At 66.1% G+C, this 24087-nt stretch carries 23 protein-coding genes and 1 pseudogene; 13 read left to right on the forward strand and 11 right to left on the reverse strand.

Annotated elements, in window-relative coordinates:
* Positions 1-21: 21 nt before the first annotated feature.
* From KAJ83_RS15790 to KAJ83_RS15800, 3 genes are all read right to left on the reverse strand, one after another.
* Positions 22-276, reverse strand: coding sequence for a hypothetical protein (locus tag KAJ83_RS15790; RefSeq protein ID WP_210683068.1), 255 nt, complete (start codon positions 274-276; stop codon positions 22-24).
* A gap of 33 nt (positions 277-309) precedes the next feature.
* On the reverse strand, positions 310-711 hold the full coding sequence (locus KAJ83_RS15795) for a response regulator transcription factor (protein ID WP_210683069.1): 402 nt from the start codon (positions 709-711) through the stop codon (positions 310-312).
* 76 nt (positions 712-787) lie between these two features.
* On the reverse strand, positions 788-2443 hold the full coding sequence (locus tag KAJ83_RS15800; RefSeq protein WP_210683070.1) for a helix-turn-helix domain-containing protein: 1656 nt from the start codon (positions 2441-2443) through the stop codon (positions 788-790).
* Between the two features lie 225 nt (positions 2444-2668).
* On the opposite strand from KAJ83_RS15800, the gene KAJ83_RS15805 reads away from it, so the two are divergent.
* From KAJ83_RS15805 to KAJ83_RS15825, 6 genes and pseudogenes are all read left to right on the forward strand, one after another.
* Positions 2669-4009: a substrate-binding protein gene (locus tag KAJ83_RS15805; RefSeq protein ID WP_210683071.1), complete on the forward strand. Its 1341-nt coding sequence runs from the start codon at positions 2669-2671 to the stop codon at positions 4007-4009.
* Between the two features lie 244 nt (positions 4010-4253).
* Positions 4254-5270, forward strand: coding sequence for a branched-chain amino acid ABC transporter permease (locus KAJ83_RS15810; protein ID WP_210683072.1), 1017 nt, complete (start codon positions 4254-4256; stop codon positions 5268-5270).
* A 3-nt stretch (positions 5271-5273) separates the two neighbouring features.
* Positions 5274-6446, forward strand: a complete 1173-nt coding sequence (locus tag KAJ83_RS15815; RefSeq protein WP_210683073.1) for a branched-chain amino acid ABC transporter permease — start codon at positions 5274-5276, stop codon at positions 6444-6446.
* A gap of 136 nt (positions 6447-6582) precedes the next feature.
* Positions 6583-6954, forward strand: a pseudogene (locus KAJ83_RS19780) (ATP-binding cassette domain-containing protein); the annotation flags it as partial.
* A 150-nt stretch (positions 6955-7104) separates the two neighbouring features.
* Positions 7105-7239 carry an ABC transporter ATP-binding protein C-terminal domain-containing protein gene (locus KAJ83_RS19785; RefSeq protein ID WP_417568557.1) on the forward strand — a complete coding sequence of 45 codons (135 nt, stop codon included), beginning with the start codon at positions 7105-7107 and terminating at the stop codon, positions 7237-7239.
* Positions 7236-8000 (forward strand): ABC transporter ATP-binding protein, encoded by a 765-nt coding sequence (locus KAJ83_RS15825; RefSeq protein ID WP_210683075.1) that lies wholly within the window; start codon positions 7236-7238, stop codon positions 7998-8000. The genes KAJ83_RS19785 and KAJ83_RS15825 overlap by 4 nt, the downstream gene beginning before the upstream one ends.
* Positions 8001-8122: 122 nt before the next feature.
* On the opposite strand, the gene KAJ83_RS15830 is transcribed toward KAJ83_RS15825, so the two are convergent.
* Both KAJ83_RS15830 and KAJ83_RS15835 read right to left on the reverse strand, forming a co-directional pair.
* Complete coding sequence (locus KAJ83_RS15830) at positions 8123-8635, reverse strand: hypothetical protein (protein ID WP_210683076.1); 513 nt, start codon at positions 8633-8635, stop codon at positions 8123-8125.
* Between the two features lie 64 nt (positions 8636-8699).
* Positions 8700-9173: a flavodoxin family protein gene (locus tag KAJ83_RS15835; protein WP_210683077.1), complete on the reverse strand. Its 474-nt coding sequence runs from the start codon at positions 9171-9173 to the stop codon at positions 8700-8702.
* A 96-nt stretch (positions 9174-9269) separates the two neighbouring features.
* On the opposite strand from KAJ83_RS15835, the gene KAJ83_RS15840 reads away from it, so the two are divergent.
* Entirely contained in the window at positions 9270-9854 is a 585-nt protein-coding gene (locus KAJ83_RS15840; protein ID WP_210683078.1) for a GNAT family N-acetyltransferase, read from the forward strand.
* A 39-nt stretch (positions 9855-9893) separates the two neighbouring features.
* Here the strand turns inward: KAJ83_RS15840 and KAJ83_RS15845 are convergent, their stop codons facing one another.
* The 3 genes from KAJ83_RS15845 to ubiA are packed head-to-tail and all read right to left on the reverse strand — an operon-like array spanning position 9894 to position 12107.
* Positions 9894-10406 (reverse strand): OsmC family protein, encoded by a 513-nt coding sequence (locus tag KAJ83_RS15845; RefSeq protein WP_210683079.1) that lies wholly within the window; start codon positions 10404-10406, stop codon positions 9894-9896.
* Positions 10407-10440: 34 nt separating this feature from the next.
* Positions 10441-11142: a class I SAM-dependent methyltransferase gene (locus KAJ83_RS15850; protein ID WP_210683080.1), complete on the reverse strand. Its 702-nt coding sequence runs from the start codon at positions 11140-11142 to the stop codon at positions 10441-10443.
* Positions 11139-12107, reverse strand: coding sequence for a 4-hydroxybenzoate octaprenyltransferase (gene ubiA, locus KAJ83_RS15855; protein WP_210683081.1), 969 nt, complete (start codon positions 12105-12107; stop codon positions 11139-11141). Before ubiA ends, KAJ83_RS15850 begins: the two co-directional genes overlap by 4 nt.
* Before the next feature lie 71 nt (positions 12108-12178).
* Here ubiA and KAJ83_RS15860 point away from each other — a divergent pair, with 71 nt between their 5' ends.
* Complete coding sequence (locus KAJ83_RS15860) at positions 12179-12949, forward strand: 16S rRNA (uracil(1498)-N(3))-methyltransferase (protein ID WP_210683082.1); 771 nt, start codon at positions 12179-12181, stop codon at positions 12947-12949.
* A gap of 151 nt (positions 12950-13100) precedes the next feature.
* Positions 13101-14480, forward strand: a complete 1380-nt coding sequence (locus KAJ83_RS15865; RefSeq protein ID WP_210683083.1) for a glutamate--cysteine ligase — start codon at positions 13101-13103, stop codon at positions 14478-14480.
* 41 nt (positions 14481-14521) lie between these two features.
* On the opposite strand, the gene KAJ83_RS15870 is transcribed toward KAJ83_RS15865, so the two are convergent.
* Entirely contained in the window at positions 14522-15721 is a 1200-nt protein-coding gene (locus KAJ83_RS15870) for a class I SAM-dependent rRNA methyltransferase (RefSeq protein ID WP_210683084.1), read from the reverse strand.
* 140 nt (positions 15722-15861) lie between these two features.
* Between KAJ83_RS15870 and KAJ83_RS15875 the strand changes: the two genes are divergently transcribed.
* Entirely contained in the window at positions 15862-17511 is a 1650-nt protein-coding gene (locus KAJ83_RS15875; protein WP_210683085.1) for an alpha/beta fold hydrolase, read from the forward strand.
* Here the strand turns inward: KAJ83_RS15875 and KAJ83_RS15880 are convergent.
* On the reverse strand, positions 17508-17999 hold the full coding sequence (locus KAJ83_RS15880) for a hypothetical protein (RefSeq protein ID WP_210683086.1): 492 nt from the start codon (positions 17997-17999) through the stop codon (positions 17508-17510). The two genes, KAJ83_RS15875 and KAJ83_RS15880, sit on opposite strands and share 4 nt — an antisense overlap.
* Before the next feature lie 112 nt (positions 18000-18111).
* The gene (gene tldD, locus KAJ83_RS15885; RefSeq protein ID WP_210683087.1) at positions 18112-19542 is read right to left on the reverse strand and encodes a metalloprotease TldD; all 1431 of its coding nucleotides are present in this window, start codon (positions 19540-19542) and stop codon (positions 18112-18114) included.
* 222 nt (positions 19543-19764) lie between these two features.
* On the opposite strand from tldD, the gene KAJ83_RS15890 reads away from it, so the two are divergent.
* From KAJ83_RS15890 to ctaD, 3 genes are all read left to right on the forward strand, one after another.
* Positions 19765-21111, forward strand: coding sequence for a DUF3422 family protein (locus KAJ83_RS15890; protein WP_210683088.1), 1347 nt, complete (start codon positions 19765-19767; stop codon positions 21109-21111).
* A gap of 312 nt (positions 21112-21423) precedes the next feature.
* Positions 21424-22371, forward strand: coding sequence for a cytochrome c oxidase subunit II (coxB, locus tag KAJ83_RS15895; RefSeq protein WP_210683089.1), 948 nt, complete (start codon positions 21424-21426; stop codon positions 22369-22371).
* A 39-nt stretch (positions 22372-22410) separates the two neighbouring features.
* Positions 22411-24000, forward strand: a complete 1590-nt coding sequence (gene ctaD / locus KAJ83_RS15900) for a cytochrome c oxidase subunit I (protein ID WP_210683090.1) — start codon at positions 22411-22413, stop codon at positions 23998-24000.
* Positions 24001-24087 lie beyond the last annotated feature (87 nt).

Here is a 24087-nt window from a genome sequence, read left to right on the forward strand (position 1 = left end):
CTTCCCGCGCCCGCCCGTCCGTCAGGGCCCGACCTGGGGCTGATCGCTGGCGGCCTCGTTCGCCAGATCCTCGTCGATTTCCGCGATGAGCCGGCGCCCGAGCGCCCAGGCGAGGCATATCCCGACGAACCACAGCGCGAAGAGAAAGATCAGCAGCAGCGGCACCCCGAGGAACCGGCCCACCTGGTCGAAGGTTAGCATGAAGGGTGGCGTGAAGATGAGGCAGGCGCCCAGTGGCAGGGCGACGGCGGCGTCCTTGTGACGTCTCAGGCGCATCGGGCGTCTCCCGCTCCGTCCACGGGAAGGGGCCTAGCGGCTCGGCGTTGAGCCCCGCGCCGCGCGGCCACCCTCCAACAGCATTTCGACCCGGCTCAAGAGGTCCTTGTTCGAGAAGGGCTTGGTCACGAAATCGTCGGCACCGAGTTCGATCATCCGATTGCGGTCGGCTTCCTGGCCCTTCGCGGTCAGGATCATGACAGGCATGTCGGCCAGTTCCGGCTCGCCGCGCAGACGGCGCAGCACATCGAAGCCGTTGGTCTCCGGCAACATGATGTCGAGCAGCAGCAGATCGGGTCGGTGGCCGCGCATCGCCTGAAGGGCGCGCGACCCGGTATCCACGGCGTCGACCCGGTGGCCGGCGCGCGTCAGTAGAAAATTCAAGGATTCGACGATGAACGGCTCGTCCTCCGCGATGAGGATGCTTGCCCCCATGATGCTCATTCCTCCCGCCGGCTTCCGATCTTTTCCCGTCGGTATCGCCGTCCGTGACTGTCCCCAGCCCATCATTTCACGTCCGCGCCGTGCTTGCGAGCCCCTGTTTGCGTGATTGTTCGCGCGATTCCGGACCCCCTGCCTCGGCTTCGTCCATGCGCGGGGCCGCGGGGGGCGCACCGCCCGGCGGCGTGGGGGCAGAGATGATCGCCGCCTGGGCGCGCTGGGCACAGGCCGAGCGCGGGCAGGACCGGCAGTTGAAGCCGACGGGCGTGGCCAGGGAAGCGCGGCCGGAGGCGTAGGAATCGAAATAAACCACGCGCTCACCATAAACCACGTCGCACCCCAGCATCACCGAGAAGCGCGCTTGTGCCCGGCCATAGACGGGCGCGCGCTTCGACTGGCTGCGCGCGATGAACAGGAACTGTTCGCCGGAAGGCATCTCGGCCAATTGCGATACGGTGCGGTCGGGAGTTGCCTGCGCGGCATAGACCGCCCAGAGCGGACAGGCCCCGCCGAGACGCGGCATGCGCAGGCCCGCGATGCTGAAGGGTTTCGAGATATTGCCCGCCGGATCCGCCCGTAGGAAGGCGAAGGGAACGCCCTGCGCGTCCGGCCGGCGCAGCGTGACGAGACGGTGGGCGATCTGCTCGAAACTGCCGCCGAAACGTTGCGCCAGGCGGTCGATGTCGTATCGCGTCGCCTCGGCCTCATCGTGAAAGGCGTCATAGGGGAAAAGCAGCGCGCCGGCGGCGTAGTTGGCCATGGCGCGCCGGGCGATGTCGCGGGATTCGTCGCTGGTCAGGCGGTCGTCGGCGACCAGTTCCTCCGTGACGTCGCCCAATTCCAGGTCCGCGAGGGTGCGGGCGAGCTGAAATCGATGCGTGGCGTCCAGCGCCTCCTCGTCGAGGAGGACAAGGTCATGTCGACGCACGTCGCGGCGATCGATGTTCGCGCGGCCCCTGCGGATGGTGAGGCCGTGGGTGCGGACGAGGCGATTCTCGATCGCCGCCGGCAACATCTCGATGGAGGTTTCCAGGCGGGCACGAAGGGCGTCCGCCGCTTCCTCCAACCGGGGCAAGTGGTTGTCGCAATGGTGGATGAAATCATCCACCTCGCTCTGCGGGGAGGTCGGCGTCGGCGCGTTGCGCGCGCCGTCGAGCAGGGCGATCATCTCCCGCGCGCTGGAGCCGAGCCGGTCCGACTGGTCGGCGATGATGCCGCAGAAGCGTTCGCGCTCGGCCGGCTCCAAGTCGGGATATTGCTCCATGATCTCCGCGAAGGATCGGATCGCGCTGATCTGTGTCAGCACCGCGTGGCTGAGTTCCATCAACGCCGGGTCCTGGCTCAGCCGATCCGAGAGCGCGAGCGCCGTTTCCGTCGCGTCGCGATAGCGCCGATGCAACTGCACGAAGGCGTTGGCCCAGTCGGGATATTGTCCGGTGAAGCGCGAGGCGGCCGCCTCGTCCAGCCCACGGAAGGAGAGGCTGCGCGCGAGTTCGGCCACCTCGCTGGCCAGTGGCGCGTCGTTGGCGCCGCTCAACACCGCCAGCGGCGTGTCGAGCGCGCCGGCGATTCGCTTCAGCAGCGCCCCCCCGATCAAGCGTTTGTCGTGCTCGATCAGGTTCAGATAGGAGGGGGAGATGCCGATCGCCTTCGCCAGATCGGTCTGGGTGACGCCGGCGTCCATCCGGCTTTCCCGAATGCGCCGGCCGATCGCGATACGTGTCATGGGTGTCGTCCTGCCTCCCCCGCGCGTCAAGGCCGGGACCCTCGGCCAAGCACGAATTGTAAATAATTTTACATTGCGCTGCGACGCAAACACTGGATTTTTACAGAACTTTTCAACTTTGGAAAGATTCTCTTGATGGCGGATCGGTTGCGGATGCTAATGGGGCGCAATCGGATTCCGGCATAATGCCGTTACCGCAGAAAAAGTCGCGAAAGGGAGGTTTACATGTTCAAGGACAAGTCTCTGACGCGCCGCACGATGCTTAAGGGCACGGCGATCGCCGGTGCGGCTCTCGCCGCTCCGACGGTCTTCAGCCGCGGCGCGTGGGCGCAGGATTTCCGTAACAACCCGGGCGATGCCTCGTCGATCACGCTGGGCTTCAACGTCCCGCAGACCGGCGCCTATGCCGAGGAGGGCGCGGACGAGCTGCGCGCCTATCAACTCGCCGTCAAGCATCTGAACGGCGAAGGCGACGGCGGCATGATGAATACGCTCAAGCCACTCAACCTCACGGGGAACGGCGTGCTCGGCAAGAAGGTCGAGTATGTGACGGGCGACACGCAGACCAAGTCGGACGCGGCCCGCGCCTCGGCCAAGCGCATGATCGAGCGTGACGGCGCGCTGATGATCACCGGCGGCTCGTCCTCGGGCGTGGCCATCGCGGTCCAGGCGCTGTGCCAGGATATGGGCACGATCTTCATGGCCGGCCTGACGCACTCCAACGACACGACTGGCAAGGATCGTCGTCGCTACGGGTTCCGTCACTTCTTCAACGCGCATATGTCGGGCGCCGCGCTGGGCCCGATCCTGAAGGAGGAGATGGGCACCGATCGCCGCGCCTATCACCTGACCGCCGACTATACCTGGGGCTGGAGCCAGGAGCAGTCGATCAAGGAAGTCACCGAGGCCATGGGCTGGGAGACGGTCGCGGCCGTCCGCACGCCGCTCGGCGCGGGCGACTTCTCGCAGTACATCACGCCGGTGCTCGACAGCGGCGCGGACGTGCTGATCCTGAACCACTACGGCAAGGACATGGTCGACAGCCTGACGCAGGCGGTTCAGTTCGGTCTGCGCGACAAGCAGGTGAACGGCAAGAACTTCGAGGTCGTCGTGCCGCTCTATTCCCGCCTGATGGCGCAGGGCGCGGGCAAGAACGTGGCCGGCATCTACGGGTCCACGGCGTGGAACTGGCAGTTGCAGGACGCGGCCTCGCAGAACTTCACCAAGTCGTTCGGCAATGAGTACGGCTTCCCGCCGTCGCAGGCCGCGCATACCTGTTACGTGCAGACCCTGCTCTATGCCAATGCATGCGAGTCGGCCGGCACCTTCTATCCGCCGGAAGTCATCAAGTTCCTTGAGGGTTTCGAGTTCGACGGCGCCGGCAACGGCCCGACGCTCTATCGCGCCGAGGATCACCAGTGCTTCAAGAAGGTTCTGGTGGTGCGAGGGAACGAGAACCCGACCAGCCAGTTCGACCTGCTGCAGGTCGTCAAGGAAGTGCCGGCCGAGGCCGTCACCTATCCGCCGGATCTGTATGCCGGCGAGCTTGGCCCCTACGAGGTCTGAGCGAACGGTTGCGTGAACGGGCGCGCGGCGTCGGGGTGTCCCGGCGTCGCGTTCCCGGCGCGCATCACCGGATCGCCGCGCCGTGAGGCGCGGCTCGTGTTATAGTGTATCCTGGGGTCCTCCATAGCGACCGTCCGTGTCGGAGGAGATTTGCCGGGAGCTTTTCGATACTGACTTCTGCTTGAGCCCGGAGGGTCCGTGACGGGGACGGCGGCCCAAGGATCCGGGTGGGGGATGCCACCAGATGGATACCATACTCCTCCAATTGCTGAACGGGCTGGACAAGGGGGGGGCCTATGCGCTGATCGCGCTCGGCCTGACGCTGGTCTTCGGCACGCTCGGCGTCGTGAACTTCGCGCACGGCGCGCTCTTCATGCTGGGCGCCTTCGTGGCGGTCTCGGTCAACGCGCTCTTCACCATCTCGAAGCGTGTGAAGGACGAGAGCGTCACCTTCTTCGACGCCTATAAGGAGCAGCCCTATCTCGAGATTTGGTTCGGCGACACGGGCACGGCCCTGATTCAATGGTCGGTGCCGATCGCCATTCTGGTGGCCATACCGGTCATGTTGGTGATCGGCTTGGCGATGGAGCGCGGCCTGATCCGCTTCTTCTACAAGCGTCCCCATGCGGAGCAAATCCTGGTGACCTTCGGTCTCGCCATCGTCATCGGCGAGATCATCAAGGCGACCTACGGCGCGAATCCGATCCCGGTGCACGCGCCGCCTCCCGTCGCGGGCGCGGCGCCGATCGGGGCGTTGTTCGGTGGCAACGAGGCGCTGGTCTATCCCTGGTGGCGGTTGATCTATCTGGCGGGATCGCTCGGCATCATCGCCGCGGTCTTCTCCTTCCTGCAATTCACCACCTACGGCATGGTGGTGCGCGCGGGTATGGCGGATCGGGAGACCGTCGGGCTTCTCGGCATCAATATCGAGAAGCGTTTCACCATCGTCTTCGGCATCGCGGCCGTGGTGGCCGGTGTCGCGGGAACGATGTACACGCCGATCCTTCCACCCGATTACAATCTGGGTATGAACTTCCTGGTGCTGTCCTTCGTGGTCGTCGTGGTAGGCGGCATGGGCTCGCTTCCGGGCGCGGTGCTGGCGGGCTTCCTGCTCGGCGTCGTGCAGTCCTTCGCGTCGATCGGCGCGGTGAAGGAGATCGTTCCCGGTATCGACCAGATCATCATCTATCTCATCGCCGTCGGCATCCTGCTGGCCCGTCCGCGCGGGCTGTTGGGACGCAAGGGCGTGATGGAGACCTGACCCATGGCCAGCATCACTCAATTCAATCCATCCAGCCCGAAGCGCGACCTGATCATCATGGTGGTCTTCGCCGTGGCGGTCCTGACGGCACCGATCTGGCTCGCGCCGGTCGGGGCGAGTTACCCGGACCTGCTGCAGCGCTTCGCGATCTTCGGAATCTTCGCGCTCGGCTTCAACATCCTGTTCGGGCTGACCGGCTATCTCTCCTTCGGTCATGCGGCGTTCCTCGGCGTCGGCTCCTATGCCGCCGTTTGGATATTCAAGCTGCTGACGATGAACGTGGTGCTCGCGATCATCTTCGGTGTGCTCGTCGCGGCGATCTTCGCCGTGGTGGTCGGCTTCATCTGCCTGCGGCGTTCGGGCATCTACTTCGCGATCCTGACGCTCGCCTTCGCGCAGATGTTCTATAATCTGGCCTATTCGGTGCTGACGCCGATCACCAACGGCGAGACGGCTTTGACGCTCGCGCTCGACGATCCCCGGGCGATCGATGCCATGTTCGGCGTCGATCACGGGGCGGGCTTGCCGGCTCCGTCCCTCTTCGGACTGGAGTTGACGGGGTTCACCGCCTTCTACTTCTGCGCGGTGGTGTTGATCATCGCCTTCTGGGTCTCGCTCAAGATCTTCCGCTCGCCCTTCGGGTTGAAGCTGTTGGCGATCAAGTCGAACCAGAATCGCATGCTCTATACCGGCTTCAATCCTAAGCCCTATCTGCTGGTCGCCTTCGTCATCTCCGGCATGTATGCCGGTCTGGCGGGGTCGCTGATGGTGATCACCGATCCGTTGGCGGGCGCGGAGCGCATGCAGTGGACGGCATCGGGCGAGGTCGTGCTGATGACCATCCTGGGCGGTGCCGGCACCTTGATAGGCCCGTTGCTCGGCGCCGGGATCATCAAGTATTTCGAGAACATCTTCTCGGCGTTGCACCATGCCCAACTCGCCGAGAGCTTCGGCTTCCTGCCGAATGCCCTCGTCGAACCGGTGGTCAGCGTCGTTTCCCTCTTCGTCGGCGAGGGGTGGCACCTGACCCTGGGTATCCTGTTCATGCTGGTCGTCATCTTCCTGCCGGGGGGTCTGATGGAAGGCATCCGGCGCCTGTCCGCCTATGTCCGCGCCAAGCGCGCGGGCGATGGCGAGGAAACCGTCGCCGGCGGCGCGACCCAGCCTTCGGAATAGCGGACCGCTCCAGCGTAAGGATCATCGGACCATGAACGATATCGTTCTAGACGTCTCGGACGTGAACAAGACCTTCGGCGGGCTGCAGGCGCTGTCGAACATCAATCTGAAGATCAACAAGGGGAAGACGCACGCCGTCATCGGTCCCAACGGGGCCGGCAAGTCGACCCTGCTCAATGTATGCGTCGGGCGATTGGAACCGGATACCGGGTCCGTCATGTTCGACGGCACGAACCTGACCGGCCGCACCCCGCACGAGATCAACCAACTCGGCGTGGCGCGGGTGTTCCAGACGCCGGAGATCTTTCTCGACCTGACGCTATTGCAGAATGTCGAGATCGCGGCTCTGGCCCGGCGCGACGGGTCCTTCAGCTTCAACCCCTTCAAGGCGATGGCGGCGGAGAAGGAACTGACCCGGGAAGCCGAGCATATGCTGGGCGAGGTCGGGCTCGGCAAGTTGACGGAGGAGCATACCGGCAACCTGTCGCGCGGGGACAAGCGCCGGCTGGAAATGGCGATGTGCCTGATCCAGCATCCGAAGCTGCTGCTGCTGGACGAGCCGACGGCGGGCATGTCGCGCCACGACACCAACCGCACGATCGATCTGCTCAAACGCATCAAGGAGCAGGGCATGACCAAGGTTATCATCGAGCACGACATGCATGTGGTCTTCTCGCTTGCCGATTGGATCACCGTGCTCGCGCAGGGAACCATCATCGCCGAGGGTACGCCGGATGAAATCCGGGGCAATCCCAAGGTCAAGGAAGCCTATCTCGGGGGAGCGGAGGTATGAGCCAAGCCGCCACGCATGAGCAGATTCCGCCGCGGGACAAGGTCGCCGCCTCGCCGCCGGCTTTCTTCTCCTGCCGCAATCTGCACGCCTATTACGGCGAGAGTTACATCGTCCAGGGTGTCAGCTTCGACATTCGCGAGGGGCAGATCCTGGCGCTTCTCGGCCGTAACGGCGCCGGCAAGACGTCGACCCTGCGCACCATCGCGCGCACGGGGTCGCCGGAGTTGAAGCAGGGCGAGATTTGGCTGGATCACAAGGCCATCCATTCGATGCGCAGCCACGAGGCGGCCTGCAACGGCATCGCGCTGGTGCCGGAGGATCGGCGGATCATTCCGGGCCTGACGGTCGAGGAGAACCTGCAACTCGCCCAGATCGCCGAGCCGGTCGGCTGGTCGATCGAGCGGATTTACGATCTCTTCCCCCGCCTTGGGGAGCGGCGCGCGCAGGAAGGCATCACGCTTTCCGGCGGCGAGCAGCAGATGCTGGCGATCGGCCGGGCGCTGGCCCGCGATCTCAAGCTTCTCCTGCTGGACGAGCCCTATGAGGGCTTGGCGCCGGTCATCGTGCAGGAGATCGAGAAGACCCTGCAGGAAGTTCGCGAACTGGGTATTACCACGATCATCGTGGAGCAGAACGCGATCGCGGCGTTGAAGCTCGCCGACCGCGCCCTGATCCTCGATATGGGCGAGGTCGTCTATGAAGGCGCGGCCCAGGATGTGCTCGACAACAAGGATATCCGCGAGGAATACCTCGCCGTGTGATCCGGCCGCGTCGACCGAACAGCGTTGAGTGAGGCGGGCCCGGTGTCCGCCTCATTCCTTTAGTCGTTGGCCTTTTAGGAGCCTTTTAGTCGTCGGCCGTGAGCGGGTACCCGGCGGGGCGGTCATTGCCATTCGGGTGGAAGCTCGAAATCCTCTTCCCCCTTCGCGTCGTCCGCATCCTGCCCCTTCGCGGTTCCGTCAACCGCCGCATTTCCAGCGGTCGCGTCGGCGATATCCTCGTCCGCCCGGTCGGTTTCCCCGGCATCCTGACCGGCGGGAGGCGAATCACCGGCATCGGGGCCTTGGTCTGCTTCCCTCGCCCCGTCCGATATGGAGGCAGCCCCTTCCGCGAAGGCGGCGAGGCGAATGTCGGCCAATGTCTCCGCCCCCTCGGGCAGCGCATAGCCGTCCGCGCCGTGGATCAGCGTACGGATGCGGTCGCCATCCTGAAAGGTGATCCGTTCGGGCGGGGCCGATGCCCCCGTTTCCTTCCGAAGCCGTGCGACCTCCCGTTCGAGGCGCTCGATCTCCTCGGCCGCGAGATGCATCACCACGCCGCGTACGGGCACGAGGTCGCGATCGTCCGGTTTGCGAAGCCATGCCTTGAGGTCATGCGCGGTTAGGGTTTCCTTCATGGACGCGTGATCTCCTTCTCCTTAATCGCGGCCTCGGCATGGGAGGCGGGGGCGCGGCGACGGATTAGAATATCCCGGCCTCCAGGCCGGCGGCCATCAGTTGGCCGAGTTCCTCCGCCTGTCCCAGGAACGCATCGTCCCATTCCCCATGGAAGATAGTGGGGTCCTGCACCGGGTTCCAGCGCAGCCCGGAACAGATGCCGGTGACGGCGCGCTTCGTTCCCGTCCCGTCGAGGCCCGCGCGGATATAGAGGAGATAGGGCAGGCCCTCCTTCTCCTCGATCACCCGGTAATAGGTGCGATCGAAGAAATCCTTCAGCGCGCCGGACATATAGCCCAGATTTTCCGTCGTCCCCAGGATGATGCCGTCGGCGGCGCGCACATCCGCCGCGCCGGCTTCCAATGGTGGGATCCAGCGCGCCGTGACACCGTCGATCTCCTCATGCCCCGCGCCGCGCAGGACCGCGTCCTTCAGCGCCGCCGTGTTGGTCGAGGGCGCGTGCGCCACGATCAGCAGGGTCTTGGTCTCGGCCATCATCGAATCGCCTCCTCTCAAGGGGAGTTGGTCAAGGGAAGTTTGGGCATCCCCATGGCTTTGACAAGTTTCGGCTTTCGGCGTGCCGGAGGGCGTGCGATGTCGGCGGGAACCGGACTGTTGAAGGCGGATGGCATGCCCTTGACGATCGATCGCGCGCGGCTCGACGAGAAGCCGGTCGTGGCGCGGCTATTGCAGCTCTATCTACATGATTTCTCGGATTTCGCGGCGGCGGACGGCCCGCATGGCGACGTCGAGGATGACGGCCGTTTCGCCTATCCGCATCTGGAGAGCTACTGGATGGCTTCCGACCGGGAACCGCTCCTGTTCCGGTGGGCGGGCACGCTGGTCGGCTTCGCCTTGATCAACGGTTTCGCGCCGTCGGGCACGCGGGTGGACCACGCGATGGCGGAATTCTTCATCCTGCGCAAGTACCGGCGCGGCGGGCTGGGCATGCGGGCGGCGCTGGCGGTCATTCGCGCGCGGCCCGGCGTCTGGGAGATCGGCGTGGCAGCCTATAACGCGCCCGCGATCGTCTTCTGGCGCGCGGTGCTCTGTGGTCTAGACGGTTGGCGATGCTCGGAAGGGGCGGGCGACGGCGCGCGCTGGCGCGGGCCGGTCTTCCGCCTCATACCAAATCTTGTTGATCACGCCCCATGCGGATCGTGTTCGGCTTTCCCCTGAACGGACGTCCCCATGGGTCGTGATCAACAAGATTGGGTATCACCCCGTCAGCTTGATCCCCGGCGCCGGCAGGGCGGGTGTGTTCTTCAGCGTCTGGTAGACGACGCAATAGCGCTCGGTCAGCTTCATCAGCGTGGCGAGTTGCTCCTCATCCGCGTCGGCGTCGATCTCGAAGGCGAGCGTGATGTCCCGGAAGCCGACCGGCGCGTCCTTGGCGACCCCCAGCGTGCCGCGGAAGTCGAGCGTGCCGCTGGCCGTCACCGTACCGTCGCGCACCGCGATCCCAAGCGCGGTCGCCACCGCCTTCAGCGTCACGCCGGCGCAGGCCACAAGCGCCTCCAGCAGCATGTCGCCGGAGCAGAGTTGCGTGCCGTCACCGCCGGCATAGGGGTGCAGACCGGCTTCCGCGATCTGCTTGCCGGTCTCGAGCGAGCAGGCCACCCCCTCGCCGAGCCGTCCGCGCGCGCTCAGCGTCAGGACCGCGCTGTCCGGCGCGTCGCGGTATCGATCCTTCAGCGGCGCCTGGGTGGCGCGCAGGCTCTCGGCATCCATTGCGTGATGATCCTTCCGTTGGGCCGCGTGGCCGTCAGGCCGCCGGCAGCACGTCCTCCGCCCGCGCGAAGCGCCAAACGCCCGCGTTGCGCAGGTCGCTATCCTCCATCAGGGCGGTCGTCGGGGCGTGATAATGGGCGATCCGCTCCAGCCCCAGTGTCGGCAGGTGGAAGCGGCCGGGATCGCCGATCAGCACCGTGCGCCCCGCGCCGTCCAGCGCCTCCAGCCACGGGATCAGCCGGTCCGCGATCTCCTTGTCGTAGCAGACGTCGCCGACCAGCACGACCTCGAAGGCCGGGTCCGTGGACCCGATCACATCCTCAAGCAGCACGTCGATATAATGATCGTTCGCTTCGGCGTTGAGGCGGATCGCGGCGGCGCAGAGCGGGTCGATCTCGCTCGCCACCACGTCGAAGGCGCCGGCCGTGGCGGCCGCGATGCCGACAAGGCCGGAGCCGGACCCGAAATCCAGCACCCGGCGCCCCCGCACGATCGCGGGATTGTCGAGCACATAGCGCGCGAGCGCCTGCCCCCCGGCCCAGGCGAAGGCCCAATAGGGCACGCCCAGCCCACGTTCGGCCAACTCGTCTTCGCCCATGCGGAAGAAGGGAAGGTCCTGGGCCGCCAGATGCAACTGCACCTCCGGCACGAGGCGCGGCGCCTCCAGGCTGGTATGGTCCAGGATCAGACCGGATTCGGGCAGTTCCAGCGTACCTTGGTCGAGCGGCGAAATCATAGCGGCACCGTCACCGCGCCCGCGACGAAGGCGGCCGTCACGATCATGCCGAAATGGCGGTTCGCCCTGAAGCGGTGCAGGCAGCTTTTTGCGCCGTCGAAATCGACCGTGCGCACCTGCCAGCCGAGATGAAGGGCCGCGAGGGCGAGCAGCGCCCACACGCCCCACCCGACCCCGCCGGCCCCAACCCCACCGGTCCAGGCGGCGGCACACAGAAGCGCCATCACCAGGACATAGAACCCGGCGATCCAGGGGCGGGTCGCGTCGCCGAACTTGAGCGCGGTGGACTTCACCCCGATCAGGGCATCGTCCTCCTTGTCCTGATGGGCGTAGATCGTGTCGTAGCCCATGGTCCAGAAGAAGCCGGCGGCATAGAGCAGAAGCTGGCGCGGGTCCGGCGCGCCGGCGACCGCGATGAACCCGACATGCACCCCCCAATTGAAGGTGAGGCCGAGCCACGCCTGCGGGAAATAGGTGATCCGCTTCATGAACGGATAGCAGAACACCAGGGCGAGCGCGCCGATCCCGGTCCAGATCGCGGCCGCGTTGAATTGCAGCAGGACGGCGAGGCCGATCAGGCACAGGAATACCAGGAAGGCGAAGGCCTGCCACGGGCTGACATCGCCGGACGGGATCGGCCGGGTCGCGGTGCGCGCGACCTTGCCGTCGATATCGCGGTCGACGATGTCGTTCCAGGTACAGCCGGCGCCGCGCATGGCGATCGCGCCGATTCCGAACAGCACCCCATACCAGAGATGCAACCAGGTCAGCGTTTGACCGGTCGCGCTGACCGCATAGGCCAGTCCCCACCAGCAGGGCAGCAGCAGCAGCCAGGTGCCGATCGGCCGGTCCAGCCGGGCGAGCCGCGCATAGGGCCGCGTGCCGGCCGGTAGCCAGCGATCGACCCAGTTGCCCTGGGCGATATCGGTCGGGTCGATGCCGGAGGGGGGGCCGGCCTTCGCCATTGGTCGTTCCTCCATGCCGTTGGCGACGGGGCTCTTGCCTTGCGCCGTTCGGGTGCAGGATAGTCCGCCGCATGGCGACTGCAACCCGACTTTATGTGACGGACGACCTTGGCCCCGGCATGCCCGTGGAGGCACGGGCGGATCAGGCGCACTATCTGCGCAACGTGCTGCGCTTCAAGGGCGGGGAGGTGGTGCATCTCTTCAACGGACGCGACGGGGAGTGGCGCGCGCGGGTGGATGCGCTCGGCAAGGGGCGGGCCCGTTTCGTGGTGGAGGAAAAGCGCCGCGATCAACGCACCTCGCCCGATCTCTGGTTGCTCTACGCGCCGATCAAGCGCGCGCGTCACGATTTCTTGATCGAGAAGGCGGTGGAGCTCGGCGTCTCCCGCCTCCTGCCCGTCCTGACCGGCCGTACCCAGGTGGAGCGGGTGAAGGAGGAGCGTCTGCAAGCCAATCTGATCGAGGCGGCGGAACAGTGCGAGCGGCTGGATATCCCGGCGTTGGAGGCGCCGCTGGCGCTCGACGCCCGGCTCGACGGTTGGCCGTCGAATCGCCGGTTGATCCTGTGCGCGGAGGCCGGTGCCGCGCCGCCGATCGGCGAGGCGCTGGCGGCCGCGCGCGCGACGCCCGACCCGGCCCGTCCGGCCTGGGCCGTGCTGACGGGGCCGGAAGGCGGATTTTCGGATGCGGAGCTTGAAACTTTGCGTCATCTTCCCTTTGTATTGCCGGTCGGTCTCGGCCCGAGAATTCTGAGGGCGGAGACGGCGGCCATGACGGCGCTCGCCGTCTGGCAATCGGTCCTGGGCGATGGGGGTATGCGCCCGCCGGATCGGGTGGAGTAGCGGCAGGGCGCCGCTGTTCCCGGGAGAGGATGGACCTAGTCCCCGAGCGTCATGGGGCTTCGGCGCTGGATGACGGGTCGTTTGAGGCGGGTGGCGGAACCGGCGTCGTCATGATCGGTTCCCGCGAGAGAAGTAGACGGGAAGGAAGCCCATGTCCGGACCTTCAGCCACGGATTCGACGCCCGTCGAGTCCAAGCAGCAGCTTATTGATTATCTGGCCTCCGGCTCCAAGCCGCGCGACCAGTGGCGCATCGGCACGGAGCACGAGAAGTTCGCCTATGAGGAGGCGAGCCTGCGTCCGCTCCCCTATGCCTCGGGCGGGGAGGGGCCGGATATCGAGAAGCTGCTCCGCGCCATGGCCGGCCCCAATTGGGAACCGGTCGAGGAAGCCGGCAAGATCATCGCGCTCAAGGGTACCGACGGCGGCAGCGTGACGCTGGAGCCGGGCGGGCAGTTGGAGCTTTCCGGCGCGCCGTTGGAGACCATCCACCAGACTTGTAGCGAGGTGCATCGTCACCTTGACCAGGTGCGCCGTGCGACGGAAGCGATCGGCGCGGGCGTCGTCGGCCTCGGCTTCAACCCGATCTGGCGGCGCGACGAAATTCCCTGGATGCCCAAGGGCCGTTACAAGATCATGCGCGACTACATGCCGAAGAAGGGCAATCTCGGCCTCGACATGATGACGCGGACCTGCACGGTCCAGGTCAATCTCGACTTCGAGGACGAGCGCGACATGATCGCCAAGATGCGCGTCGGCCTCGCGCTCCAGCCGCTCGCCACCGCGCTCTTCGCCAATTCCCCCTTCACCGAGGGTAAGCCGAACGGCTTCCTCAGCTATCGCAGCCATATCTGGACCGATACGGACCCGGACCGGTGCGGCATGCTGCCCTTCGTCTTCGACGATGATTTCGGGTTCGAGCGCTGGGTCGATTACGTGCTCGACGTGCCGATGTATTTCTTCATGCGCGACGGGGTGTTCCGCGATGCCTCGGGCCTCAGCTTCCGCGATTTCATGGCGGGCAAGCTGCCGGGTTATGAGGGCGATACGCCCACGATGAGCGATTGGGCCGACCATCTGACGACCGTCTTCCCAGAGATTCGGTTGAAGAAGTTCATTGAGATGCGCGGCGCCGACGGCGGCCCCTGGGGTAATCTCTGCGCGCTGCCCGCCTTCTGGGTCGGACTGCTCTATGAGGAGAAGGCGCTGGCACGGGCACAGGCCCTGATCGCCGACTGGTCGGTCGCCGAGATCGAGGCGCTGCGCGATCAGGTGCCGCGCACGGCTCTCAAGACGCCCTTCCGGGGCGGGACGTTGAACGACGTGGCCAAGGATGTTTTGGATATCGCCCGCGACGGGTTGCGCGACCGCGCCCGGATCAGCCCCGGCAATCAACTCGACGAGCGGCAATATATCGAGCCGCTACGCTCCATCGTCGCGTCCGGCAGCACCTTCGCGGAGGATCTGCTGGAGGCCTATGAAACGCGCTGGAAGGGCGACATCACCGAGATTTATGAAGAGTGCCGCTACTAGGCGGCCTCGCGCCCCGCTCCCGGTCCCCCCGGGCGCACCGATCAATCCAGCGTGAAGAACAGGGCCTTCAGATAACCGCTCTCCGCCAGACGGGGGTGGAGTGGATGGTCGGGACCGGCCCCGGCACGACGGATCAGGCGGGCTTCGCGTCCAGCCTCCTTCAAGCCCTGACGGCAGGCCTCCAGGAAGGCGTCCTCGCTCACCAGATGACTGCAGGAGGCGAGCATCAACTCGCCGCCCGGCGCCGTGGCGCCGGCGGAGAGCCGGGCCAGCTTCGCATAGGCGCGCAGCCCCTGCTTCAGGCTCTTCCGGTTCTTCACGAAGGCGGGCGGGTCGGCGATGACGAGGTCGAAGGGCGTCTCCAACCGCTCCAGATACTGGAAGACGTCCGCCCTTTCGAAGGTAATCCGGTCCGCGACGCCGTTCGCCTCGGCCGAGCGGGCGGCGAGCACCTGGGCCTCGGCGGAGCGGTCGATGCCGACCACGCGCGTCGCGCCCGCCAATGCCGCCGGGATCGCGAAGGCCCCGGCATAGCCGTAGAGGTCGAGGACGCTGCGCCCCTTCGCCAGCCGCGCGGCGAAGGCCCGGTTCTCCCGGTGGTCGAAAAACCAGCCGGTCTTCTGCCCGGTCGATAGATCCGCATGGAAGAGGGCGCCATTCTCGCGCAGCGTGACCGGCCCGTCCAGGGTGCCGCGCGCGACCTCTATCCCCTCGGCCAGCCCTTCCAGGCCCCGGGTCGCGCTGTCATTGCGGTGGACGATCGCGGTGGCGCCCAGACGGTCGGTCAGTGCCGCGTCGATGCGCGGCAACAGCCGGTCCATCCCGGCGGTGTTCGCCTGGACGGTGAAGATGTCCCCGAAGCGGTCGATCACGAGGCCCGGCAGCCCGTCCGCCTCGGCATGGACAAGGCGGTAATAGGGCTCCTCGAAAAGCCGCGCGCGCAGGGCGGCCGCGCGTTCGATACGCGCCTCCAGCCAATCCGCCGGCAGCGCGCCCGCGGCCAGATGGTCCGGCTCGCGGCTCAAGGCCCGCGCCGCGATCAGGCTGTGCGGATTGAAATGGACGAGGGCGGCGGGCTCCCCCTCCGGCAGGCAAAGCCGGGCGAGCGTCCCGGGCGCCAGCTTCCGGGCGGCGTTGTCCATCTGGATCTCGTTGCTGAAGGCCCAGGGCGCGCCCTCGGCGAAGCGCTTCCAGGCCTTGGGTTGCAGCAACAGACGGGGGGTGGGGCTCTCGGTATTCATGGCCCGGCTTTTAGAGATTGGCCGGAGGTCCGTCCAGGCAACACAGCGGTTTGATGAGCTGTACATTTCATCAATAACACGTATAACTAGATTGTGCGATATGACGCTCATAATACGTGTTCCGGAGGTGATGGGGAATAATGACAGGGATAGGAACCGTTCTGTCACGGATCGTCTCGATCCTGGTCGTGGGGACGATAGGCTTGGCAGCCACGGGGTGTTCACCCACCGGCATGATGACGGAGGCGGCGGGCGGAATGCCGGCCGAAATCGCCGGTTACCCGACGGTTCTTCACCCCGATCATCGCGTCGCCACGCAGGATGCGGTGATTTCCCAACGGGAGCGCGAGTATCTCGACGAGGCCGTTCCGCTGGCTTTCGCGGTCTCGGAAGACGGGGATTTCGCGGACTGGTGGCGATGTGGAAGCGCGGCCAAGTGCGACGTCACGGTCGAAAGCGTTGTCGAGGATCTGATCGAATATTGCGAGCGCAGGGTGCTGGGCGCCCGCTGCGTGCTGCACAGTCTCGGGACCCGGCGGATCGATCCGACCCTTCGGGACGTGGATTACGCGCCGATCGATTTTGTCCGACTCGCCTCGACGGTACGTCACGGTCCGGACGAGGCGAAGGGGCTGCTCGTCTTCCTGCCCGGTTTCAGCGGATGGGGCAAAGTCGCCAATGACCGCCCGCGCGCCGATGCCGATCAGGGGCCACCCCTGCTTGTCGTGTTGAACGGGCGCGGGTGGGATGTCGTGCGCGTCAATATTCCCTATTCCCGGCGCCTCGTGCACTGGCGGAACGCGGGGCATTGGCGCGCGCTCCTCGAATCCTTCGTGGATCGTGCCCGCGCGGAAGGCTATGACCGTGTGAGCTTCCTCGGTTATTCACGGGGCGGTGCCGAGCTTCTGGGCGCCTTGTCGGCCGGCGCGATGGTCGACGGTGCCGCCGTCATCGAACCCGATCGCCTGGGACCGACGCTTTCGCCTACCGGCGATCTTGCGGTATCGGACGCGCGGCGGAGGGAGGATCTCGCGTCGCTCTTGTCGGGGCATGCCGGAACGCCGTTGCTGTTCGCCTATTTCCGGGAAAGCCGATGGTACGGGACGATGGCGCCGGGCATGGTGAAGGGCATGCTGGCGGAGACCGGAAGCATGACGCGACGCCGATCGGTCCTGATCGATGCCCCCAACGGCTTCGCCAGCCATTTCGCTGGCTATAGCGATGCTTTCGCGGCCGTCTACTCGTCCTGCTTCGACCGTGTCCTGAGCGGCGATAAATCGGGCCGGATGTGCGAGCGTGCGTCGCCGGACAGAAGCCGGCCGCCATTTTGGGCGGTCGAGGCGGATCTGCGTCGCGCCGGTCTGCGGGCCCTGCCGCCCGCTGAACTGCGCGCGCGGATGTCCGGCACGCTCTATTGCGCGGTCGACGCCGCGACCGGCGAACGGGCGGAGCCGATACAGTGTTTCACCATGCGTGACGGGTATTTGATTTCGAGTCCCCGTCTCGACACCAAGGAACCCTATCTCTTCGCCGGCGAGATCGAATGGCGGGCCCAGGATGCGTGCTTCCATGATTTCGACAATATCGAACGTCCCCGCTGTCTACGCTTTCATGAGGGGCAGGAGGGCGCGCTGTGGATGGTCGATGGCACGACCGGGCATGTGTTCGGCGCCTATGCGACGGGCGAGGAGGATCGGATGCCCCCGGCGCGATGGCGGTGCATCGTGACCCGGGACGACGACGGCCCGGTCTGCGAGGAAATGGCGCCGCCGAGCCCGGCGGCTTTCTAATCCGCCACCGCCGCCCGGGTTCCGTCGGTTTCGACCACGCGGTTAAGCTCGTGAAAATTACCGCCGTCATCGCGCGCCCAGTAGTGCAGCGTGATGCGGTCGCGGTCCGCCTTGGTCGCGACATGGTGGTTCGCCTGGACCAGCGTGGTGCCGCCCGCGATCCGATAGGAAACGCAGGCGTCGGCGCATTCCGCCCCGTTTTCCACGCAGACCTTGCCGCGATAGATCGTGACCGGCACGCCATTGGCCTCGGCGAAGCTGCGGCTGTGGGGGTAGCGGTTGCGGCCGTCGACGATCTCGTGACCGAGATCGGCGATGGTAAGGGTAAGGCGCGCCTTGTTCTCCGCCGCCAGCGGCGGATCGGGCAACTCGCGTCGGCAATTGAGCGCGACGTCGGAATCCGAAGCGCCCGGGGATCCGGCCCCGGCGGTCGTCTTGCCCTCCTCCTGGCAGGCGGCGAGGCCCAGCAGCAGAAGGATCGCGAGCATCGCCCGTCCCGCGTTTGCGCGCCCGGTTCTCCTCGATACCCCCAACAACGCGTCCTCCCCACCTTTAAGCCCGAAGCCCGGCGCCGAACCGCCGCCGAATCGTCCTGGCCGGTCAGCCCGTTCCGCCGACGGTCAACCCGTCGAGCCGCATGGTCGGCTGGCCGACGCCCACCGGCACGCCCTGGCCGTCCTTGCCACAGGTGCCGATGCCGGGATCGAGCGCCATGTCGTTCCCGATCATCGACACCTTGGTCAGCGCGTCCGGCCCGTTGCCGATCAGCGTTGCCCCCTTGACCGGGGCGGTGACCTTGCCGTCCTCGATCTTATAGGCCTCGGTGCAGGAGAAAACGAATTTCCCGTTGGTGATGTCGACCTGGCCGCCGCCGAAATTGACGGCATAGAGGCCGTTGGGGACGGAGGCGATGATCTCCGCCGGGTCCTTGTCGCCGCCCAGCATCACCGTGTTCGTCATGCGCGGCATGGGGGCGTGGGCATAGGATTGACGCCGGCCGTTGCCGGTCGGGGCCATGCCCATCAGGCGGGCATTCATGCGATCCTGCATATAACCCTTGAGGATACCGTCCTCGATCAGGACCGTGCGGTTGGTCGGCGTGCCCTCGTCGTCGATGGTAAGGGACCCGCGCCGGTCGGCGAGCGTGCCGTCATCCACCACCGTGACGCCGGGGGCGGCCACGCGTTGCCCCATCAGGCCGGCGAAGGCGCTGGTCTTCTTGCGGTTGAAATCGCCCTCCAGGCCATGGCCGATCGCCTCGTGCAGCAGGATGCCCGGCCAGCCCGAGCCGAGCACGACCGTCATCTCGCCCGCCGGGCAATCGACACTTTCCAGATTGACCAGCGCCTGACGCAGCGCCTCGTCCACCGCGCCCTGCCAGAAGGCGGGATCGATATAGGCGGCATAGTCCGCGCGCCCGCCCGCGCCGTGGCTGCCGCTTTCCATCCGGTCGCCCTCACTGACGACGACGGAGACGTTGAGACGCACGAGCGGGCGGATATCCGCCACCCGTTCGCCGTCGGCGCGTACGATCTGCACGGCCGTCCATTCCCCGGCGAGCGAGGCGGAGACCTGGGAGACGCGGGTGTCCTTGCCGCGCGCGTAGGCGTCGATCTCGGAGAGCAGTTTCACCTTGGCGTCGAAATCGAGCGTCGCGATCGGATTGACGTCCGGATAGAGCGAGGCGTTGGTGCCGGGCGGCGGGGCGGCAAGCGTTCCGGCATGGCCGTGCTTCACCGCGCGCACCGCCTCGGACGCGCGTTTCATCGCCGCTTCCGACAGGTCGCCCGCATGGGCGTATCCGGCCGCGTCGCCGCAGACCGCGCGCAGACCGAATCCCTGGCTCGAATCGAAGGCGGCGTTGCGGATGCGGCCGTCGTCGAAGGTGACGCTCTCCGACTGGCTATATTCCAGATAGAGTTCGCCATCGTCGGCGCCGTGCAGGGTCTCGTCCACCAGCCCCTCGACCCGCGTCCGGTCAAGCCCGGCGCGATCGAAGAAAAGCTCGTCGGTTCTCGCCAAATCGGCCATCGAAAATCCTCATAAATCCTATTTCTGGTGGGGGCGTCGATGCCCCATCGGGCGGTGCGTCGCGTCTGGATACCCAATCCCGGTTCCGTGATAGCATGCCGCTCCCACCACGGAAATGGCGTGGCACCGCCCTCGGATCAAGCAAGGCGGCGGGCCACGGCGGGCCACGGCGGGCCACGGCGGGCCACGGCGGATCGGGAAGAGCGGGAGAGGGGAACGGGAATGTCGGATGTTGGGACGGCCGCCGCCGAGCCGGGCCACGGGGTCTTGCCGCCGACGGAACATCCGTTGCGCTATCAACTCTCGAACGAACTGCATGCGCGGCCGTTCGAGGAACTGACCGCGCCGGCGGATATCGTGCTCTATGCCATGGTGACCGGGGAAGGGACCGCGGGGGACGACCGCGCCCATCTGACCCGGCTGTGCGATCGGTTCGGGATCAATCCGCCGATGGCGGGGGCGAATTTCTTCTCCGCTGATTTCGGGGCCTTCCGGTTGCGCTGGGAACGGCATTCGGAATTCACCGGCTATACCGTCATCCGCCCGCGCACCGGCGGGGCGCCTTTCGCCGAGCCGGCGGGGAACGCCTTGCCCGCCGATTGGTTCGAGGGGCTTCCGGGCGAACTTCTCGTCGCCACGCACCTGGTGCTGCTCTCGCGCGACGATCCGGTGCCGGATCAACGGACGCTGGAGCGCCTGTTCGTGCCGGCCAGTCTGGTGACCAGCCTGCTCGCCGGCGGGTCGGCGCAGGTCTGGACGGATCTGCGCATCCACCCCGATGGGCATAACCGCATCCTGCTGCGCGATCTGCATATGCAAAACCGCAAGGCGGGCCGGGTGGTTCAGCGGCTGCTGGAAATCGCGACCTACCGCAACGTGGCGCTGCTGGCCCTGCCGCTGGCGCGGGAGACCAGCCCGCGAATCGCCCGTATCGACCGGGCGCTCGCCGATTTGACGGCGATGATGGCGGAAACCGGCGCGGCCGATTCGCACGATGACGGGGACTTGCTGGAGCGCCTGACGCGCCAATCGGCGGAGATCGAACGGCTGGCCTCCGAGACCGCCTATCGTTTCAGCGCCGCCAAGGCCTATCACGCGCTGATCGAGACCCGCCTCCTGGAATTGCGGGAGGAGCAGATCGACGGCTATCAGACGATCGCGGAGTTCCTGGAACGCCGGCTGGGCCCCGCGATGCGGACCTGCGCCTCGGTCGGCGACCGGCTCGCCGATCTGTCCCGGCGCGCGACGCGGGCGGCCAATCTGCTGCGCACACGGGTCGATTTCGCGCTGGAGCGGCAGAATCAGAACCTGCTGCATTCGATGGATCGTCGCGCGAAACTCCAGCTTCGGCTGCAACAGACGGTGGAGGGCCTCTCGGTCGCCGCGATCAGCTATTACCTCATCGGCTTGATCGGGTACGCGACCAAGGCGCTGGCCAAGGCGGGCGCGCCGGTCGATCCGACCCTGGCGACGGGGGTGTCGGTGCCGTTCATCGTCGCCCTGCTGTGGGTCGGCATGCACCGGACGCGGCGAATGATCCAGCGCCGCGACGAGGGGCGGGAGCCTTGAAAACCGCCGGTCGCGGCGGCGCGCGTGCGCGGGACAGGTCGTCGCAGGCGCCTGAAAGCCGTTGATTCCGGGCGCCCCATGGTGTTTAACCCGGCACGATGAACAGGCCTTGAGCACGGGGGCGAAGCCGGGGCGCGCGAGGGGACATGGGAAATGGTCCGGCGCCCGCTCGTCCGAACGGGACGGTCCCCCGAGGGGGCCGTCCGGCGCGGGTGGTTCGAGGTCGTAAGGTTTGCTGATTTGCGGCACCGGGCGTTTCGATCGTAAGGGGATCGGGCGGCGCGCGGGGCGAGCGACGGGGAGATGGCGCGCATGAGCGTTGGCAGTTTCACGAAACGGATGACCACGGCCGCGGGCGCTTCCGCCCTGGCCGCGATCGGCATGCTGGCGAGCGGCGGCGCCGCCCTGGCCGCGAAATCGGAACCCTGGCAGATGAGCCTGCCGGAGCCGGTGAGCCCGATCGCCGAGCAGATGCGCGACTTCCATGATTATTGGCTGCTGCCGATCATCACGGTGATCACGATCTTCGTGTTGGCGCTGCTGCTCTACACCTGCTGGCGATTCCGGGAGAGCGCGAACCCGACCCCCTCCAAGCGTCAGCACAACACGCTGCTCGAGGTGCTTTGGACCGGCATTCCGGTGATCATCCTGGTCGTCCTGGCCGTGCCGTCGATGCGGTTGCTCTACGCCACCGACGATGTGGCGGATTCGGACATGACGCTGAAGATCGTCGGGCATCAATGGTACTGGGAGTACCAGTATCTCGACGAGAACTTCCAGTTCGACGCCTTCCTCGCGGCGCGCACCCACGAGGAGGCGGATGAGCAGGGCGTCCACCGTCTGATGGATACGGACAATGTCGTCGTTCTGCCGAGCGGGACGAAGATCCGTCTTCAGATGACGTCGGCCGACGTCATCCACAATTGGTCGATGAGCGATTTCGGCGTGCGCGTCGATACCGTCCCCGGCCGGCTGAACGAAAGCTGGACGCTGATCGAGGAGGGCGAGGAAGGCATGTATTACGGCTTCTGTTCCGAGCTTTGCGGCACGGATCACGCCTATATGCCGATCGCGGTGAAGGTCGTCACCAAGGACGAGTACCGTCAGTGGGTGGCCGAGGCGAAGGACCAGTACGCCGCCATCGATCCCACGCTGGAGGACGGCGCGGACGAGGATACGAAGACCGCGGCCGCCGACGCGGCCCGGGACGAGGGCGCGGCCGAACCCGTCAAGCTCGCCGCCGACGAGACGTCGCGGTAAGGCAAGGCGGGAACGGGTCGCGAAACGGAGAGAACGGTTATGAGCTACGCTGGAACGGCCGACCATCACGACGATCACAAGCCCAAGGGCATCGCCCGTTGGCTTTACTCCACCAACCACAAGGATATCGGGACGATGTACCTGATATTCTCCGTGGTCGCCGGGCTTATCGGCGGTGCCTTCTCGGTCATGATGCGCATGGAGCTGCATGATCCGGGCGTTCAGTTCATGGCGGACGGCCAGCAATGGAACGTCTTCATCACCGCGCATGGCCTGATCATGGTCTTCTTCGTGGTGATGCCCGGCCTGATCGGCGGTTTCGGAAACTGGTTCGTGCCGTTGATGATCGGCGCGCCGGACATGGCCTTCCCGCGCATGAACAATATCAGCTTCTGGCTGTTGATCCCGGCCTTCGCGCTGCTGTTGCTCTCGGCGCTGACGGGGTCGGGCGCGGGCACGGGCTGGACGATCTATCCGCCGCTGTCCTCGGTGCTGGGGCATCCGGGCGCGTCGGTGGATATGGCGATCTTCTCGCTCCACCTCGCGGGCGCCTCCTCGATCCTGGGGGCGATCAACTTCATCACCACGATCTTCAACATGCGCGCGCCGGGCATGACGCTGCACAAGATGCCGCTCTTCGCCTGGGCCATGCTGATCACGGCCTTCCTGCTGGTGCTGTCCCTGCCGGTTCTCGGCGGCGCCATCACCATGCTGTTGACCGATCGTAACTTCGGAACCTCCTTCTTCGCGCCGGCCGGTGGCGGTGACCCGATCCTGTTCCAGCATCTGTTCTGGTTCTTCGGGCATCCGGAGGTCTATATCATGATCCTGCCGGCCTTCGGGATCGTCAGTCACGTGGTCTCGACCTTCTCGAAGAAGCCGATCTTCGGCTATCACGGCATGGCCTACGCCATGGTGTCGATCGGGTTCGTCGGCTTCGTCGTGTGGGCGCACCACATGTACACGGTCGGTCTCGATGTCGATACGCGCGCCTATTTCACGGCGGCGACGCTGGTGATCGCGGTGCCGACCGGCATCAAGATCTTCAGTTGGATCGCGACCATGTGGGGCGGTTCGCTGCGTTTCACCACGGCGATGCTGTGGGCCGTCGGCTTCATCTTCCTGTTCACGGTCGGCGGCGTGACGGGCGTGGTGCTGGCGAACGCGGGCATGGACCTGCAGCTTCACGACACCTACTACGTCGTAGCCCACTTTCACTATGTGTTGTCGCTGGGCGCCGTCTTCGCGCTGTTCATGGGCATCTACTATTGGATGGGCAAGATGTCGGGCCGTCAGATTCCGGAATGGGCGGGTAAGCTGCATTTCTGGACGACCTTCATCGGCGTCAACCTGACCTTCTTCCCGCAGCATTTCCTGGGCCTCGCCGGCATGCCGCGCCGCTATGTCGATTACGCGGACGGCTTCGCCCAGTGGAACGCGATCAGCTCCTGGGGGGCTTATATCGCCTTCGCCTCGACGTTGTTCTTCGTCGGGCTGATGATCTACACGCTCCTCGCCGGCAAGCGCGTGGGCGACAACTACTGGGGCGAGGGGGCGAAGACCCTCGAATGGACGGTCAGCTCGCCGCCGCCGTTCCATACCTTCAACGATCTGCCGCGCGTTAAGTAAGGCGGGCCGGCGTCGCGTCCCGGGGCGAGGGGGCCTGGGGACGTGCCCGAAAGATGCGGCCGGCGGTTCCGACCGATATATGGGGTC

Origin of the sequence: Marivibrio halodurans, assembly GCF_017963645.1 — a bacterium.
Classification (GTDB): domain Bacteria; phylum Pseudomonadota; class Alphaproteobacteria; order UBA8366; family Aestuariispiraceae; genus Marivibrio; species Marivibrio halodurans.

Bases quoted from the DNA above. Each gene is read 5' to 3' on its own strand.
- coxB (WP_210683089.1), top strand. From the start codon at position 21,424: ATGAGCGTTGGCAGTTTCACGAAACGGATGACCACGGCCGCGGGCGCT.
- KAJ83_RS19785 (WP_417568557.1), top strand. From the start codon at position 7,105: ATGCATGTGGTCTTCTCGCTTGCCGATTGGATCACCGTGCTCGCGCAG.
- KAJ83_RS15860 (WP_210683082.1), top strand. From the start codon at position 12,179: ATGGCGACTGCAACCCGACTTTATGTGACGGACGACCTTGGCCCCGGC.
- tldD (WP_210683087.1), bottom strand. From the start codon at position 19,542: ATGGCCGATTTGGCGAGAACCGACGAGCTTTTCTTCGATCGCGCCGGG.
- KAJ83_RS15795 (WP_210683069.1), bottom strand. From the start codon at position 711: ATGGGGGCAAGCATCCTCATCGCGGAGGACGAGCCGTTCATCGTCGAA.
- KAJ83_RS15865 (WP_210683083.1), top strand. From the start codon at position 13,101: ATGTCCGGACCTTCAGCCACGGATTCGACGCCCGTCGAGTCCAAGCAG.
- ctaD (WP_210683090.1), top strand. From the start codon at position 22,411: ATGAGCTACGCTGGAACGGCCGACCATCACGACGATCACAAGCCCAAG.
- KAJ83_RS15875 (WP_210683085.1), top strand. From the start codon at position 15,862: ATGACAGGGATAGGAACCGTTCTGTCACGGATCGTCTCGATCCTGGTC.
- KAJ83_RS15870 (WP_210683084.1), bottom strand. From the start codon at position 15,721: ATGAATACCGAGAGCCCCACCCCCCGTCTGTTGCTGCAACCCAAGGCC.
- KAJ83_RS15805 (WP_210683071.1), top strand. From the start codon at position 2,669: ATGTTCAAGGACAAGTCTCTGACGCGCCGCACGATGCTTAAGGGCACG.
- ubiA (WP_210683081.1), bottom strand. From the start codon at position 12,107: ATGGCGAAGGCCGGCCCCCCCTCCGGCATCGACCCGACCGATATCGCC.
- KAJ83_RS15810 (WP_210683072.1), top strand. From the start codon at position 4,254: ATGGATACCATACTCCTCCAATTGCTGAACGGGCTGGACAAGGGGGGG.
- KAJ83_RS15790 (WP_210683068.1), bottom strand. From the start codon at position 276: ATGCGCCTGAGACGTCACAAGGACGCCGCCGTCGCCCTGCCACTGGGC.
- KAJ83_RS15845 (WP_210683079.1), bottom strand. From the start codon at position 10,406: ATGGATGCCGAGAGCCTGCGCGCCACCCAGGCGCCGCTGAAGGATCGA.
- KAJ83_RS15825 (WP_210683075.1), top strand. From the start codon at position 7,236: ATGAGCCAAGCCGCCACGCATGAGCAGATTCCGCCGCGGGACAAGGTC.
- KAJ83_RS15800 (WP_210683070.1), bottom strand. From the start codon at position 2,443: ATGACACGTATCGCGATCGGCCGGCGCATTCGGGAAAGCCGGATGGAC.
- KAJ83_RS15850 (WP_210683080.1), bottom strand. From the start codon at position 11,142: ATGATTTCGCCGCTCGACCAAGGTACGCTGGAACTGCCCGAATCCGGT.
- KAJ83_RS15835 (WP_210683077.1), bottom strand. From the start codon at position 9,173: ATGATGGCCGAGACCAAGACCCTGCTGATCGTGGCGCACGCGCCCTCG.
- KAJ83_RS15815 (WP_210683073.1), top strand. From the start codon at position 5,274: ATGGCCAGCATCACTCAATTCAATCCATCCAGCCCGAAGCGCGACCTG.
- KAJ83_RS15840 (WP_210683078.1), top strand. From the start codon at position 9,270: ATGTCGGCGGGAACCGGACTGTTGAAGGCGGATGGCATGCCCTTGACG.
- KAJ83_RS15880 (WP_210683086.1), bottom strand. From the start codon at position 17,999: ATGCTCGCGATCCTTCTGCTGCTGGGCCTCGCCGCCTGCCAGGAGGAG.
- KAJ83_RS15890 (WP_210683088.1), top strand. From the start codon at position 19,765: ATGTCGGATGTTGGGACGGCCGCCGCCGAGCCGGGCCACGGGGTCTTG.
- KAJ83_RS15830 (WP_210683076.1), bottom strand. From the start codon at position 8,635: ATGAAGGAAACCCTAACCGCGCATGACCTCAAGGCATGGCTTCGCAAA.